This is a genomic window from Alistipes sp. CHKCI003, from assembly GCF_900021155.1.
GTDB classification, from domain to species: Bacteria; Bacteroidota; Bacteroidia; order Bacteroidales; family Rikenellaceae; genus Alistipes; species Alistipes excrementavium.
In genome coordinates this window covers 1-16,300 of sequence record NZ_FCNT01000072.1, presented here as the reverse complement: position 1 = coordinate 16,300, position 16,300 = coordinate 1, and the positions used below count along the sequence as shown (strand labels likewise).

The window sequence follows — 16,300 nt, the reverse complement described above, 5'->3', positions numbered from 1 at the left end:
CCGGACGACAATTCCGCCGGTTCGCCCCCGGCCGACCGTCCTGTACCGCACTCGCAGGCGGAGCAGACACTTCTGTCGGCGAGCGTCAACTTCCGCAACACAACGGACGTTCCATCCGTCTTATCGCCGAACACGGACTTTCGACAACAGGCAAACGGCGCCCCCGTCCTTCGCCCCGAGCGAACGAAAGTCGTCGATCCGAGAAGAGGGCACTGCCCCACCCGACACGGTTTCGATCAGAAGCGGCGCACTCCCGCCGTCGTCTCCGTCCGCCCGGCGGTTCGGGCTCCGTTTCAAACAGAGCGGAAAAAACAAATCGAAGCCGCCCGGCTCCGTATCATCGACGGCTGTCGAGGTCCCGTCCGAGCACGCATACTCGGCCGCGTCCTGTAACCTCGAATGGCAAACAACGAAAACAAGGCAGGCCAACGAATCTTTTGCCGCCGCTTCCGGAGAACCTCTTATTCGGGGAAAATACGAAAACTGTAACGATTGAAAAGAGGCTGTCTGAAATTCGTCAGACAGCCTCTTTTCGATCGGGAAGTGGTACCACCAGAAAATGAGTTTCATTTCTAAATGGCTCTATATCTTCGTGTTAAAGAATCGCAACAATCGTAATCTCCCGCTATTGCTCCACCTAAATTCTGCACCATTTTGCAGTGTCTCGCAGAGTCAAGTTCCTACTTTTATGCAAAGGTAGTGAAATTATTTGAAACAGAAATGGCTACACTAAAATTTTGCTCCACCTCAGTTCGGAATCACTACTAGCAGGTATAAAACAAAGCAAAATATTATTTCCTTGGTATATCTTTTAATTTGATTTTACCACTTTTGATAGATGCTCCATCTGCATTCAAACGCCAACTTATTTCAATATCTTGATTAAGATTTGCATTTGGTTGCAAGACAATGCCTTTGTGTACACCTGTCATACCAGGAAGTATCGGCACAATACGAGGAAAACCATACTTTATATTTGTTGGAGTGCTACCTTCAAGAATATCACAATACAAGTTTTCACGACGCATAGTAACAAAACCGTCTTTCACTTCTGCGATATCAAACTCTTGTCCTGCAGCAACGATATTTCCGGGTAATTTTACAAAATAGTGAACATGTTCTGCTACAATTGTTCCAATATTTCTAGGAATACAATTTAGAACCAATATTGCTCTTTGCACTATTTGCGGCTGAGCAGGCATGGGTGAACCATATAGAGGATTATATGTTGGTTGTATCCAATATAATTCCTGTTTTGTTATTTGTCGAAATTCAAAGTCTAAAGTTATATCAGGATGGATGTTACGATTCATAATATCTCGAATCTCGTAATCCTCCATTGAATTAATCGTAGTTGAATAACGCTTGTGATATTGCTTTGTCTTTAAATTCTGATGGGCTGTATGACTTTGTGGAATATCTACAATATATATAACTTCATTTGGCTTGGTCATATCTACAACCAAACAACTAATTTCTAATCCTTTAATTTTAGGACTAATATTGCTTGATATAACTTGGGCTATGGTTTCCTTGGATACTTTTGTGGTATCTATCGGTGTTATATGGGATGGAATATGCCGTTTATCTTCTTCGTCAAACTCCTTAACACCATATATTATGGTGCCACCATTAGCATTAGCCATTGCACTAACATCCTTGGACATTTCGCCTTTCCATTTATCGCTAGTTGTGTTAATGTCGCTTTTGTACTCAAGTGTTGTGCTTTCTTCAACGCCGGCAGCAATCAATGCATTAATATCGTCAATTGAGGTTATTTTATTCATGTCAAAATATACTTGTTAGCATAACCTATCATAAAATATAGAAAAAGTACGGTTTTTACATATTATATGATAGGTTGCGCAAAATTACTTATTGCTTGTTAAGCTATTTTTCAAAGCTATACCCTTTGCTGTAAGGCGATATTTCTGCAGTTTACTTCGCTTCTCATTTGGTAGAGTAAACTCTATATAACCTTCTTCAAGAGCAGGCTTTATATATGTACTGCGGAAATATGTTCGGTGCTTGATGCCAATTAAGGATTGTAGAGTATCTCTATCAATTTCTCCTTCAATGCAAGTAACAATAGTTCTAATAGCTTTAGATACACTTCCAACATCATGAGCAGTATCATGAGCAGTATCATGAGCAGTATCATGAGCAGTATCATGAGCAGTATCATGAGCACTTATAGGCAAAGTTATACGAATAAAGTTATCTGTAAACTTGAAACAATCTTCGCCATAAGCACGCAAAATACGAGGTATACCAGAACCTAATGACTCTACCAATTCCACATCGCGGTAGATACGCATCAATTCTTTATTGCGTGGTATCGAGATACCATTGAAGAACTCTTCTCTTGTGAGCGATTCGGGCAGACGACCAGCAGAAGTTATCTCGAGTCTGTCGGGGAATATCTCAAACTTAGGCGGAACTTCAAATGAGTAGTCGTTATGCACAATGGCATTGATAACAGCCTCGCGCAAAGCAACCTTATTCCACAATGGAGTTTCAATGCGCTCCATTGGAGTTATTGTTGCAGCAACCTTGTTTTCAATATCCAGTTTTGACAAAACACTCTTGGTCGCTTTAATAAGAGAACAATATCCATACTCGTTGTTCTCTACCAAATCGCATCGGTCAAGACTTGAATACTTTGCCACTTTGATTGAATTGCCATTCTCATCAGCCAACAGATATGCCACATAGTTGTACTTGCCATCATCTGTGAGCAACTCCAATGTGCGCTTGAAATTATCATTGAGTCTCTTGCCTCGCTCATCGTAATAAATACGCAGCTGTTCAAAACTCAAATCTTGACGGTTAGAAACGATGCGGCCAATGGAGTTGCGCGTACGCATTGCAAACAAGCGGTCAATCTGCTCCTGTGGCATAGGATCGGCAGATGTCCCAACACGCATATACGCACCTCGGGGAGTCATTCCATACTTCGTTTTGAAATATGGTTTCTCAATTCCACTCGCTACCGTAACTTTGATAATGCTACGTCCATCCTTTTGCTCCTCAGCAATATCGAACAGTCCCATAGCCGAAGGCGAAATGTTATGCTTTATACGGTCTTTCAACCTAAGCATACAATCATCTACATCGTTCACGCCCACAGTTGAGCCATCTTTATCAATGCCGATATAGATGTATCCGCCCTCCTTGTAGTTAAGGAACGCTACAACCTCCTTCTCAATATCAAGTTCAGGAGTCAATTCTCTTTTATATTCTATGCGGTTGGTTTCTGACATATACAAACAGTACTATCTATATGTTTTAATGAATATTCTATTTAAATCAGTTCATTATCTAGTTTACACATCAACATACTGGCAAAATGTAATTTTCTAATAGCATCTGCTTTTGATAATGTTTGATTGCTATGAGCTTTGGGGTTTCTTATGCCAATCATTGCTCCCACAAACATTTCCATATATCCTTGTTGTACATTTGTACCTGTTTCAGTTGAAATATCTCCTAATTTTATTATTGGATTTTGAGGAGAAAATGCTGATTGCATTAATTTTACACCATCTTTTTCAATGGATGTCCTATTCTTATAAATTCCTTTAACTCTAGTATTTACTTCCTTAAATGCAGCTTCTACTGCATCTGCATAATAACTATCATCAAAACGATCTTTAGCGACTGAAACTATCTGTGGGTGTATATTGTCCCAAAAAGATGATGAATTATTATTACTATATCCATTTAGATATGTAACAGTTGCTATAACTTCGCCAAAAGAGTATGGATTAATGCCATTCTGAGGAGTTACTAGTTGTTGACCAAATTGATTCACCGAGATTAGATCCGATGTTTTTAAGTTAGGTAGTATCTTATCTCTCAACCTGTCTCTAAATATATGATACTCTTCTGGTATTAATGGAATTAATTGATATAAAGCACTATAAAGGTCATTATAACTGATAGCGTTGCTAGGAATCCGTCGTACATTAATCATATTACGAACGCTATCAACAACTTGAATACATTTATTTAACTGTTCTCTATATTTGTTCATAGTTCCAATTGTTTTCTGTAAACTGAATCCAATGTGTTACCTTCTTTATCTTTCCACACAAGCCAGCCATTATTGCTACTGCCTATGCAGAAGTCAGCTGCAGTACTTGGGCTTGGAAAAGTTTTATCGGAGGTCATTACTAATTCATCATTTTCAATGGAGGCATACTCATGTAGCATGCTTTCACGTTTTTCTTTCCAGTTGAAAGATGGTACCATAGTTTTGGCAATAACACTGCCTTTCAAAACCGTAAAGCCATTGGAACTATAGAAGCCCTTCGCTTCACAACCACGCCCTTTAGTATAGAACAGATGTTCTGCTTTTGGCTGCGATACCTCAAAGATGTTGCAGCCGATGAATGAGGCCAGGAACTTTACATCCTCAAAGAACTCATCCATTGAGTCCTGCTGATATTCGGGCAAATTTGGAGCCTTTGGTGTCTGCTTATTGTCGCTCAATACAAAGGCATTGGCTTTCTTTGCTTCGGCTATTGCCATGTGTTCTAAATATTGTACATCTGCTTTGGTCATATCGGCATCTTTTGACACAAATATGAGAGCTTTCTGCCAAAATGCTTTCTTGCTGTCGTGGTCTTTCACTCGCTCACGGAAATTCTCCGTTTCCCCAATATATGCCTGAGGTTTTGTCGCCTCATCCTCGCCTAGCAAAATATAAAATGCAGGCTTCTGTAACTTCTCTTGCGTATTTAGATATGATAGGTTGGAGCGTGGCACAACAAACATCTGGCAAATCTTATTGCTGATAAATGCGTATTGAGTCCCCTTTGGATCTCCATCAATTAAGTATGTAGTTACTGTTTTGCCCATAATTACTTATCCTCAATGATATGTTTAAACACCTCGTTGATTTGATTTACTTTTATATTTCCAGAATGTACGTCTTTTGCCAGCAAAAACAAATCTTTGCTAATAGGTTGCAGTCTGATACCATCCCATTCAACTGGATTATTTAATTCCGAATTAGCGAAAGTACTAATATCCTCTGTAACTGTTATATTGTGAAAGCTGAACTGTATGCCATAGCACCTAATATACATACAATGCTGCTGAGAATCATAGTATAACTCATCAGCATATCCATTTTCAAAGTGAGATGTGAGATAATTAACTAACCTTGATACACGAGGTTTAATATATCCATAACTTAATTCTTTTTTGTATACCTTATCTTTAATTGCAGCATTAAGCAAATTCAAAGAACACAATGTTATAAATACATCATTCTTGTGTTCAACTTCTCGTTGAATATATTGCTTGGCCTCGTCGATCAATGCTTTCATATTTATTCTAATATTACATGTCTATATTCTTCCTCCCACTCCCTTAAACTTCTCCACGAATGCTGCAATCAATTGGAACACCTTATGTTTTTTAGTTAAGTACATAGGATTCAATGGACTCATCTTTGGCAAGATACTATTAAAGTCTGTTCCATTCTCACTGACAAACTCACGCTTTAAGGAAACAGTAATGTATCGCTTGGCTTCTTCTTCATTTAAGTTTTCAGAGGAAATTAACTCTGATGCCTCTTGCTTCTGTTTACTTTGTGCATATTCAAAGAACGACTCAATAATACTAGCCTTATCAGTAATAGTATCCAAATCAGTCTCGTTAATAAAATCAACGATAAGACTTTCCTTTGCTCTATTTCCAACACTTGCACGAATTACACCTCGTATCTCTTCAATCAATGCAGTTTTATCTTTGGTCTTATTATTCTTCTCGAAGATTAACTCCAGTATATAGTCCAAGTTTATCTCTTGAGATTTAAGCAGGTCAATCTCAAAGACAACGTCATCCCAATCAATCTTAGATTTTTCGGCAACAGAACCATCCTTCTCACGTCTTAACCAATCTCTAATATCGTTATAAGTAGATTTGTAATCTTGAACGGCTCGTTCAGACAACATTTCTACCTGTTGCATATCCTTAATATCCTCATCTGTTACAAAATATGTATTTTTAAATTCCTCAACAGCATTAGGATTATCTAAGTCTATCGCTTGCAAAGCCTTAAGATGAGTATATTCATCATAGTTCTGCAAAATATTCTCGATTCGTAAGTACTCTCCAAAGAGTTTAGAAAAATCCTTTTTATCCAGCTCTGTCTCTATTTCATCAACATTAGGGAATCGCTCATTCAACTCTTTTACGACCTCAATATACCCTCGACGAGCTTCTCCAGTAACAATATCCTTAAATCCTTCCAGATACTCTTTGTAACTTCTTTCGAGCACTACATTTCTAGTATTACTATCTCCAAACAGAGTTATAGCATCAATTGTATGTTGCTCTAAATCCCTAAATGTAACGATATTCCCGAATGTCTTTGTTGCATCAAAAATTCTGTTTGTACGTGAGAACGCTTGAATTAGTCCGTGATAACGTAAATTCTTATCAACAAATAGAGTGTTTAGCGTAGGGGCATCAAAGCCGGTAAGGAACATACCTACAACGATAACAAGGTCTATTTCCTTATTCTTTACTCGTTTGGCAAGATCTCTATAATAGTTTTGGAACTCTCTGCTGTCTACTCCAAAACTTGTTTTAAACATAGCATTATAATCGTTGATGGCATTAGTCAAAAATTCTTTCGCACTAATATCCATTGCCGTTGGCTCAAAATTCTCATCGATAATTTCGCCAATTGCCGATTGCTCTTCATTGGCCGCAAACGAAAAGATTGTTGCTATCTTTAATGGCTTTTCAGTTCCTTGCTGAAGGTTATTTAATTCCTCATAATAGCACTTAGCGGCATCTACACTACTAACTGCAAACATCGCATTAAACCCCTTATTCGCACCTATACCTCGATGAGTTTTTATCTTGAAATTATCCAATATATACTGAGATATTTCTTTGATACGTGCAGGGTGAAGCAGTGCAGACTTGTTTTCTGCCGCACTTAACTTTTTCTCATCTCGTTCAGTTTCGATTCCCTTGAATCGAGGACGAACATTGTTATAATCGACCTTGAATTTTAGAACTTTTTCATCACGAATGGCATCTGTAATAACATACGAATGCAACTCTCTTCCGAACACACTCGCAGTGGTATCAGAACCAAGTGCATTTTCTGGGAAGATTGGAGTTCCTGTAAATCCAAACTGATAGTATTTCTTAAATTTCTTCTTTAATAGCTTTTGTGCTTCACCAAACTGTGAGCGGTGTGCCTCGTCAAAGATAAAAACAACTTGTTTCTGATAAATTGGCAGATCACTTTCGCTCTTCATCAGATTATTCAGTTTCTGAATAGTTGTAACAATAATCTTATTGTCATCCTTATCAATATTACGCTTCAATCCGGCAGTACTTTCCGATCCATTCACACTATCAGGAGAGAATCGTTGATACTCCTTCATTGTTTGATAGTCAAGATCCTTTCTATCAACAACAAAGAATACTTTATCAATGAAGTCAAGTTGAGTTGCCAGTCTCGCAGCCTTAAAACTAGTTAGAGTCTTACCCGAACCTGTTGTATGCCAAATATATCCACCGCCTTCTGTAGTAGACCATTTCTTTGCCTGATATGAGCTTTTGATTTTCCATAGTATTCTCTCCGTTGCAGCAATCTGATATGGTCTCATTATCAACAACGTATTGTTTGAATCAAATACTGAATATGTCAGTATTACATTTAGTAAAGTATTCTTTTGAAAGAATGTTGCAGTAAAATCCTTCAAGTCTTTAATCAATGAGTTGTTTGCCTTGGCCCAATTCATTGTAAAGTCAAAGCTATTCTTGTTTCGCTCTACAGTATTGGCAAAATATCGACTATCTGTGCCATTAGAGATAACAAAGATTTGGATATACTTGTATAAAGAGTTATTTGTGTTAAAACTCTCTTTTGAATAGCGATGTACTTGATTGAATGCTTCTCTAATTGCTACACCTCGTTTCTTAAGCTCAACTTGAACCAAAGGCAATCCATTAACCAAGATTGTCACATCATAACGATTAAGATGTGAACCTTCTTGTACGAACTGCCTTATGACTTGGACCTTGTTTCTTGATAAATTCTGTTTATCTACTAAGTAGATGTTCTTTATATGGCCATCATCAAAAACAAAATCGTAGATATAGTCATCTTGGATTTTTCTTGTTTTCTCGACAAGAGAATCACTTGGCTTATCTAAATACTCCTCTACATATCTATCCCATTCGCTATCAGTAAATTCAACATCATTGAGTGCTTGCAGTTGCGTTCTGACATTAGCAAGCAATGCTTCAGGAGTATTTAAGTCAGGTAAATATTCGTAACCCTGATTCCTTAAATCTTGAATAAACTCATGTTCAAGCGATGCCTCTGTTTGATACACAACAGAAGGCTCATTTAACACTGAGTACTTCTCATAGTCATCAAGTACTATGAAATTATTTGATTCTGCTATAGTGTTATAATATGCCATTTTATTCTTCAGTATAATAATTATTGTCGACAAGATGCTTTAAGAGCAATTTTAATGTATTCTTTTCAGGCTCCGTAGGTTCCGGGACAGTCTCGTTTGACAATGTAGAATGGCTTGTGAATTGAATAATCCTGTTATAATATGTTTTCTTGTCATCAGGTAACAAGTCAGACCATTGAGGATAGCCTAAAAAGTTTGCGGTCTTTTCGTAAAGATTTCGAAGAAGCATGAAATGATACTTTTCAATCTTATTATCATCAACTGCTTCTTGGAGGACAGACCTCAAATACAAGTGGTATGAGAAACTCTTATTTGAGTCTCCAAGTTTTCCATTCAACTCATATGTGCCATCGTCTTCTTTCTTTAATAGATAGCAGCACTTGTTTCCTTGCCTATTTTTCTTCTTAAGCTCTAACTCGTTGTAAAGTACATTATAAAACAATGGATTATGAGTTGTAATGATAAATTTAATATCGGATTTACTCGACTTTATTAATTCAGCAATATTAATAGCAAGTTCTATTAGGTGATTCTCATCCAAAGAACTGACAGGGTCATCGATAAAAATATATTCCAACTCATCAAATTGATTGGTGTCACGATTTGCAGGTTCTGGCTCATTCAATGTATCTACAACCAGTTTTATTAAGCTAAAAAACACACACCAAATAAGACAACTCTCTTCTCCTTTGGAGATTTTAATATTGTCTATCTTATTATCATCTCCACGCTCTAATGAAAAAGTAATCTCATTGAAGTCTTCGTTAAATGATGGAGTAAGTTTGTCGTTCGTATAATGTTGGAAGTGGGTAATTACATTAGACTCTTGACCTTGATCTTTGAATATCCAATCTGTAAAGTTGTTTGGATGTATGATTAACTTTCTGTTTTTATCTTTGTCCAAATCATTGTCCCAATAGAACAAATCTTCAGTGAAAGCATTGTAGTAGAGAACTTTTATTAGCATCTCTTCTTCTTCTTCTTCTGCTGCTGCTTCACCTTCTATTTTGGGCGCAACCAACTCCTTAAACTCGCGAGAAAGGCGAGTTTTTCCCACACCATTGAAGGCATAAATTAACTGGACCTTCTTATCGGTATCTTTGAGTGTTTGGGCTATTTCAGTCAATGTCTTTCCCATATCAAGCACTTAGTTTATACTCTGGAAATGATAGTAGTTTATCTCTATAATATTCATACTGCTCTTGCACTGCTGCAATCTCTGCGGGTAAACCTTGCACAAGGTCGCTAACTAATCTTTCAAATTTATCAAGGATATTGACAATGCGCGCTTGCTCTGCTAGAGATGGTATAGGAATCTCAAACTGTTCTAATTGCGATTGGTGCAATCTAATAACTTTCGTTCCAGTAACTCTACTTCTTTTGTATCTTGCAAATGCATAAGTTTGAAAATAATATGCTATATACTTGGGATTTTGGTTGTGAGAAAATGCTAAGCTATCACCGCTAATACAAATCTCTTCATTTCCAAGCCAAGCTACACATTTGCAAACATCATCAATGTTTTCACTTACAGTTGCGAATACCAAATCACCACAATGGGCCTTTTTGCACTTCTTAGCCGTTTCGCTACTTACGTACGATTTTGTCTTTGTTGCAAATGTTCCATAATGTGTATATATCTGGCCATAATGAATGCATGGAATTCCACTCTCTGTGAAATCTTTCTTTTGCAAACCATTTCCTCTTATGAATGTACCTATCTCACTCATTTTCATCCATATTACGCCTTGAATACCCCCCCCCTATTTCATTGAAAGTCAACAACTTATTTCGGTAGTATTCATATTGTTCTTGTCTCGCTTGCAGCTCCGCTTGCAGCTCCGCTTGCAGCTCCGCTGCATATTCCGCGAAGCGGTCGAGAATTTCAGCAATCTTTGTTTGTACTTCAATAGGTGGTACGGGTATACTGATATTAACAAACCTCTTTTTAGAGATGTTATATCGTGTAACACCACTAGCAGTTTGCTTAATCTGGCCTCTTACGTCATTACTTCTTAATAAATGTTTTAAGAAATGAAGATTGTATTCTTCTAAATTGTGAAGACGCAAACCAAAACAAAATGAGTTAAGATATAAATCCTCATTAGTTTGCACAGTGACGACTGACGACATACCACATTCGTCAGGAGTTTCAGAGGATCCTGTAAATAAAATATCTCCATATCGAACAATATGCTGTTTCTCATCATCTAATATTTTAACTTTATCTTGTATATTCAAATCTAAAGATGGATTAGAATATATGTTGCGATATGTTATAAATTTGGCATTGCCATTTTTGAAGTCCTCTTTCGACTTTCCAGTTAGTCCTCCAAACAGCACACCTATTTCGCCTATTTTTTTGTACTCTACGCCATTTGGGCAATATGATGTCAATAGTTTAGTTAATTCACTCATACCTCTTCCTCCAATTCTGCAATAATTTTATCTATTTCGCTTCGCAACTCGTTCTCTCGTGCTACAATCTTACGGATACGTTCATTGAGTTCCTTAATATTGGTTTCTTTTCGGGTCTCTTTTGCTTCTATATAACTACTTACCGAAAGGTTGTAATCATTCTCTGCAATTAGTTTGTTATCAATAGACTTTGTAATTGCTTCAATATCTTCTTTGCTGTCGAAGATTTCTAAAATCTTTTTTATATGCTTTTCGTCAAGAACATTATTATTGGTTTCCTTCCTGAAGAAATCATTACCCGTAGCATCAATAAATTGCGTTTTTGTATCCATCTTATGCTTGGATAAAACTAAAATATTTACCGCAATCGTAGTTCCATAGAAAAGGTTCGGAGCGAGCGCAATGACTGTTTCTACAAAGTTATTATCTACCAAATATTTCCTAATTTTCTGTTCTGCTCCTCCGCGATAGAAAATACCAGGGAAGCATACTATAGCAGCTCTACCTTTGCTTGAAAGATAACTCAATGCGTGCAGTACAAAAGCGAAGTCCGCTTTTGACTTAGGGGCTAACACACCTGCAGGAGCAAATCGATCATCGTTAATCAGTGTTGGGTCATCAGAACCAATCCAATTTACGGAGTACGGAGGATTGGATACAATCGCATCAAAAGGCTTGTCATCGCCAAATTGAGGATCCATCAGAGTATTGCCCAGCGCAATGTTAAACTTGTCGTAGTTTATGTTATGCAGAAACATATTCATACGAGCAAGATTGTATGTAGTATGGTTAATCTCTTGACCAAAGAAACCTTCTTCAATAATATGCTCATCAAACTGTTTTTTCGCCTGCAACAATAATGAACCAGAGCCTGCAGCAGGGTCATAAATCTTATTGATTGTGCTTTGGTTGTGCATTGCTAGTTGAGCAATGAGTTTTGATACACATTGAGGCGTAAAAAATTCGCCACCTGATTTTCCTGCATTAGCAGCATAATTGTGTATCAAGAACTCATAGGCATCGCCAAATAAGTCAATATGATTATCCTCAAAATTGCCAAAGTCTAAACCCTCAACACCCTTTATAACTGCTGCCAAGCGACTGTTTTTATCCTCTACTGTATTACCCAATCGAGTGCTTGTGGTATCAAAGTCTGCAAATAGGCCTTTGATGTCGCCCTCGGAATCATAACCAACCGCAGAACCCTCAATTGCTGTAAATATAGCTTTGAGGTCTGTGTTTAGATTTGGATTCTTGTTCGCTGTTTTAGCGATATTTACAAATAACTGACTTGGGTATATGAAATATCCTTTGGTCTTAATCGCATCGTCTTTAATTTCGGGAGTGATTATGCTATCAGGCAGATTGGCATAATCAATGCTTTCGTCTCCTCCTTCAATATAATTGGTAAAATTCTCGCTAATAAAACGGTAGAATAATGTACCGAGGACAAACTGCTTAAAGTCCCATCCATCAACCGCACCACGCACCTCGTTAGCGATTTTCCATATTTGAGCCTGTAATAGAGCTCTTTGTGTATTGCTTGTCATTATCGTTATGCAATTTTTATATACTCAATAGTAAATGCTACTTACTACTATTTATCAAATCTTTCCTATCCATATTGAGAATTTCTGCAATCCTGGTTAGAACCTCTAAACTTGGCTGTGATGTATTTGAACACCACCGAGAAACAGTAGCCTCATTCTTTTGAAGTTGCTCTGCCAACCATTTACCTGTTTTGTTTTGTTCAGCTAGCACAACTTTTATCCGATTAATCCTATCAGTTTTCATATTTTGCCTTAAATATCGACCTCAATAAATTGACTTTATTTGCAAATATAATGATAAATTCCTAAACCATGTCTTTTGTTAGCAACTTTTTTACTGCATAAATTGTAATTTTTATAATTCAGGGATGAACATTCGAATAGCTTATATGATTATTCGGAGCATAAAGCTTGTACATAAAGTGAAAGTACTTGCAATATAAAAACATCAAATCCTCCCGACTTTGGAGGGTAGGATGCCGATTGGTAGTTTTGGGACGCCGAAAACATTTCGGGTGCCCCAAAACACAACTTGCTATGTTCGCTTGAACATAAATTTCCAGTGCCTGAAAATTACTCTACAGTAGTCTAAATTTCACTCAAATATCGGCTTTGGTGAGGTGGTTATAATACTTGTTGGTTACTTGTTTATAACCAATAAGCAAATCAAGCAATAATGAATGAGTGTAATCATTAGTGATTATAACAAGTAATGCAATCACTCAATCTTGCAATCTGCCAGACTTGCTGTCACTCAATCTTGCAGTCTGTCAATCACTCTTTCTGTAATTGGATTAGCGATTTACTTTCTAAAATACTACCAATTATGCAATCTGATGACACCCCACGACACGTTATGTCGGTTATGCTGAGGGTATTATTTTTTGTTTTTACTTAGCACTTAGAAAGCGAATGTTTAATGTAAAATGAAATAGTTATGGAGATTATCAGCATTGAGAAAAAGACCTTTGAGGAGCTTGTGTCGCGCCTCGGGCAGTTCGTTAAGCGAATGGATCGCATCAATCGCCAGCGTAGTGGCAGGCGTATGAGCGATTGGATGGACAATCAAGATGTCTGTCAGGCGTTGAAGATTAGTCCTCGCACATTGCAGACTCTTCGGGATAGTGGGCGTTTGCCTCACTCAAAAATTAACAATCGTATCTACTATCGTCCCGAAGATGTGGAGCAACTTATCGAAGATTGTAATGATGTTTAACCTATAATTTTTATGCCTATGAGTAACGAAGTTATCACGCACAAGCACGAGTGGGTACGCGGTCTATTTTCAGAACTAGACCGCATTGCCAAAGATACCGCAACGATGGCTAACGAGAATCAACCGCTATTGGGTGGCGAACACTATTTGACCGACAGGGAGTTGTCGCAACGCTTGAAAATCAGTCGCCGCACCTTGCAAGACTATCGGAACAACGGCATTTTGCCGTACCGCCAACTGGGTGGAAAAATCCTTTATCGGGAAAGCGATATTGAACGAGTATTGCAAAGTTGCTATCGAGGCAAGTTTTAGATTATACCCTATAAGGTATAATATGGGTTAAGCACTTGCAAATTACACCCGATAGGGTATATTATAAGTGTAAAGGAAACACTGACTGAACTTATTATGCAGAGTTGGGAGCGAGCTGCCTTTGTCCCCAACTCTGTTTTTTATAATAATAGCGGCTTGATTATAATTTGAAGATTGATACTCTTAATAGATTTGACCTTGATTTATGCGTCGTAGGTCGCTTCGCTTGCTTCGTCCCAATCCCATCCTCAACTCGGACGGTAATACCGGAAAGTTTTTTCGGGTGAAAAATTGTCGAAGATAATTTTTTGCTCGAAAACCCGTAGGCCTGAAGTTGTAGGTATTGCCCTCCGAGTTAACTTTATAAAGGGATGAAAGCAAGTGAAGCGTACCGCAGACCTCTTATCCTAAATTCACTATTGCACTCTTCACATTCATCATATCCTTCAATATTGAACTGTCAAGTACCTTTGCATAGTGTTGCGTCATCTTGATATTAGAGTGACCGAGCATCTTTGCTACATTCTCTATACTTACACCATTAGCCAAGCACACAGATGTTGCGTAGGAATGGCGGGCAACGTGTGTGCTAAGGTGCTTCTGAATTCCGCAGACATCGGCTATCTCTTTCAGGTAGCTGTTCATATTCTGATTGCAAGGAACGGGAAGTAATACACCACGCTTAATGCAAGTCGGGTTGTTCTCGTATTTCTTGAGAATTGCCATTGGGATATCCAACAGCGGAATATTGCACATATTATTTGTCTTTTGGCGTGTCTTGCGAATCCAATAGTGTCCGTTGTTGTCCTGCACGATATGCTCGGCGGCGAGTTGCTGAACATCTATAAATGCCAATCCCGTAAAGGCTGCGAAGATAAACACATCGCGCACCAATGCAAGGCGGGGTAGCGAAAACTCCTTTTGGTATATTGTCATAAGCTCGTCCATCGTCAGGAACTCGCGCACAACCTCTTTCTCGTGAAACTTGATGCCCGCAAAAGGATTTTTCTCTATCCACTCATTGGCAAGTGCAAGGTTGATAATCTTCTTCAAGCACTTCATATAGCGGATAACGGTATTCTGCTGGCAATTCTTCTCGGTCTTCAAATAGAACTCAAAGGCTCGCACAAGTTCGCCATTTACCTCCGTAATAGGCAAATCCTCTTTGTCGTATTTCAGTTTGATAAGTTCGGCAAGATAGCGGGTACAACTTTCGTAGCGTCTTACAGTGATTAGGGCGAAATCTTTACCCACCAAAGCTCGGCATTGCTCGTTGTGTTCACGCATACTACCGATAATGGTGCGTACTTGCTCCACCTTTTTGTCCACTCCAAAGAACTTTTCCTGCAATATTCGGGCAGTGATAAGTTCCCCATTCTCTTCAAGTTGCGTGTAAATTCGGTGGAGTTTGATTCGACTCTCCTCGATGTAGTTATTAAGCTCGGTTGATTTACGACTTTTGCCCCTCGCACACTCCTTTGCCTGGTTCCACGATACTGGCTCGATGCTTTTGCGAATGTTTGTTTCTACTCTTGCGCCATTGACTGTGATACGCATACATACTGAAGCCTCACCGTTCTTCAGCAGTTTTGTTTTCTTGATAAAGAAAAGCACATTAAATGAATCTCGTCTCATTTTTTCCTACTTTTAAGTTAAACTTTTATTTGGCAAAAGTAAGAATCCGAGTCCGTTTTGATGCTATGCAAAATGTTGTGAATCAGCGAAAAGCACCCTTTCAAGGTGGAGATATTTGGAACACCCGTCTGCTCCACCTCCTGCTCCACCAAAGGCGGTCGTGAACCGCACTTTTTTGCGTTTTGTGGGAAAATAAAAAATCCCGATTTTCGTTGAAAATCAGGATTTTACGTTGTTTTGCTTTTCTTTGCTGTGGTGCCACCAGGAATCGAACCGGGGACACAAGGATTTTCAGTCCTTTGCTCTACCAACTGAGCTATGGCACCATCAATATCAACGCTTATGTGTCTTAAGCGAGTGCAAAGGTAAAACGATTTTTCGAATTTCCAAAATTTCTGCCGGAAAAACCGCCGGAAACTCTAAAAAAACAGCAAGGCCCCGCCCTATCTTCCGTACATGCGGCGCAGGGAAGCGAAAAGCGGCCGGACCCTCAGGCCCGGCCGCCGGACACGGCTTGAACTAATTGCGGTAAGCTTCGTTTTGCTCGCCGAAATTGGGGTTGTTCTGCAATTCGTAGTGCGGAATGGGCCAGACGAATTGCGGATCGTCAGCCGATTTCTGCATTTCGTAAGTTGCCGTACCGCCGGCGAGGATCGAAATGCAAGCCGTTTGTGCATTTCGTTTCATGCCGATGCCCCAACGCT

The 16,300-nt window shown here is 38.6% G+C and carries 14 protein-coding genes, 1 tRNA gene and 1 pseudogene; 2 read left to right on the top strand and 14 right to left on the bottom strand.

What is annotated here, in order from left to right; genetic code table 11:
* Positions 1-791: 791 nt before the first annotated feature.
* The 11 genes from BN3659_RS09435 to BN3659_RS09385 form a co-directional block, all read right to left on the bottom strand.
* Positions 792-1,787: an AlbA family DNA-binding domain-containing protein gene (locus BN3659_RS09435; protein WP_091536477.1), complete on the bottom strand. Its 996-nt coding sequence runs from the start codon at positions 1,785-1,787 to the stop codon at positions 792-794.
* Positions 1,788-1,871: 84 nt separating this feature from the next.
* Entirely contained in the window at positions 1,872-3,263 is a 1,392-nt protein-coding gene (locus tag BN3659_RS09430; protein ID WP_091536475.1) for an RNA-binding domain-containing protein, read from the bottom strand.
* Positions 3,264-3,304: 41 nt separating this feature from the next.
* On the bottom strand, positions 3,305-4,036 hold the full coding sequence (locus tag BN3659_RS09425; protein ID WP_091536474.1) for a TIGR02391 family protein: 732 nt from the start codon (positions 4,034-4,036) through the stop codon (positions 3,305-3,307).
* A complete protein-coding gene (locus BN3659_RS09420; protein WP_091536472.1) occupies positions 4,033-4,863 on the bottom strand; it encodes a GIY-YIG nuclease family protein in 831 nt (276 codons plus the stop codon). Before BN3659_RS09420 ends, BN3659_RS09425 begins: the two co-directional genes overlap by 4 nt.
* Before the next feature lie 2 nt (positions 4,864-4,865).
* Positions 4,866-5,336 (bottom strand): hypothetical protein, encoded by a 471-nt coding sequence (locus BN3659_RS09415; RefSeq protein WP_091536470.1) that lies wholly within the window; start codon positions 5,334-5,336, stop codon positions 4,866-4,868.
* A 21-nt stretch (positions 5,337-5,357) separates the two neighbouring features.
* On the bottom strand, positions 5,358-8,465 hold the full coding sequence (locus BN3659_RS09410) for a type I restriction endonuclease subunit R (RefSeq protein ID WP_091536469.1): 3,108 nt from the start codon (positions 8,463-8,465) through the stop codon (positions 5,358-5,360).
* A 1-nt stretch (position 8,466) separates the two neighbouring features.
* Complete coding sequence (locus BN3659_RS09405) at positions 8,467-9,603, bottom strand: AAA family ATPase (protein ID WP_091536467.1); 1,137 nt, start codon at positions 9,601-9,603, stop codon at positions 8,467-8,469.
* A gap of 1 nt (position 9,604) precedes the next feature.
* On the bottom strand, positions 9,605-10,195 hold the full coding sequence (locus BN3659_RS09400) for a restriction endonuclease subunit S (RefSeq protein ID WP_224757839.1): 591 nt from the start codon (positions 10,193-10,195) through the stop codon (positions 9,605-9,607).
* Positions 10,188-10,883 (bottom strand): restriction endonuclease subunit S, encoded by a 696-nt coding sequence (locus BN3659_RS09395; RefSeq protein ID WP_091536464.1) that lies wholly within the window; start codon positions 10,881-10,883, stop codon positions 10,188-10,190. The genes BN3659_RS09400 and BN3659_RS09395 overlap by 8 nt, the downstream gene beginning before the upstream one ends.
* The gene (locus BN3659_RS09390; RefSeq protein WP_091536462.1) at positions 10,880-12,433 is read right to left on the bottom strand and encodes a type I restriction-modification system subunit M; all 1,554 of its coding nucleotides are present in this window, start codon (positions 12,431-12,433) and stop codon (positions 10,880-10,882) included. The genes BN3659_RS09395 and BN3659_RS09390 overlap by 4 nt, the downstream gene beginning before the upstream one ends.
* A 37-nt stretch (positions 12,434-12,470) precedes the next feature.
* Entirely contained in the window at positions 12,471-12,677 is a 207-nt protein-coding gene (locus BN3659_RS09385; RefSeq protein ID WP_091536460.1) for a helix-turn-helix transcriptional regulator, read from the bottom strand.
* A gap of 693 nt (positions 12,678-13,370) precedes the next feature.
* On the opposite strand from BN3659_RS09385, the gene BN3659_RS09380 reads away from it, so the two are divergent.
* Together BN3659_RS09380 and BN3659_RS09375 are read left to right on the top strand one after the other, a co-directional pair.
* Positions 13,371-13,649 carry a helix-turn-helix domain-containing protein gene (locus BN3659_RS09380; RefSeq protein ID WP_091536459.1) on the top strand — a complete coding sequence of 93 codons (279 nt, stop codon included), beginning with the start codon at positions 13,371-13,373 and terminating at the stop codon, positions 13,647-13,649.
* An 18-nt stretch (positions 13,650-13,667) separates the two neighbouring features.
* Positions 13,668-13,961, top strand: coding sequence for a helix-turn-helix domain-containing protein (locus tag BN3659_RS09375; protein ID WP_091536481.1), 294 nt, complete (start codon positions 13,668-13,670; stop codon positions 13,959-13,961).
* 402 nt (positions 13,962-14,363) lie between these two features.
* Here BN3659_RS09375 and BN3659_RS09370 read toward each other — a convergent pair whose 3' ends face one another.
* The 3 genes and pseudogenes from BN3659_RS09370 to BN3659_RS13175 all read right to left on the bottom strand — a co-directional run.
* Positions 14,364-15,596 (bottom strand): site-specific integrase, encoded by a 1,233-nt coding sequence (locus BN3659_RS09370; protein ID WP_091536457.1) that lies wholly within the window; start codon positions 15,594-15,596, stop codon positions 14,364-14,366.
* 253 nt (positions 15,597-15,849) lie between these two features.
* Positions 15,850-15,922: transfer RNA gene (locus BN3659_RS09365), tRNA-Phe, on the bottom strand.
* 193 nt (positions 15,923-16,115) lie between these two features.
* Positions 16,116-16,300, bottom strand: a pseudogene (locus tag BN3659_RS13175) (RagB/SusD family nutrient uptake outer membrane protein); the annotation flags it as partial.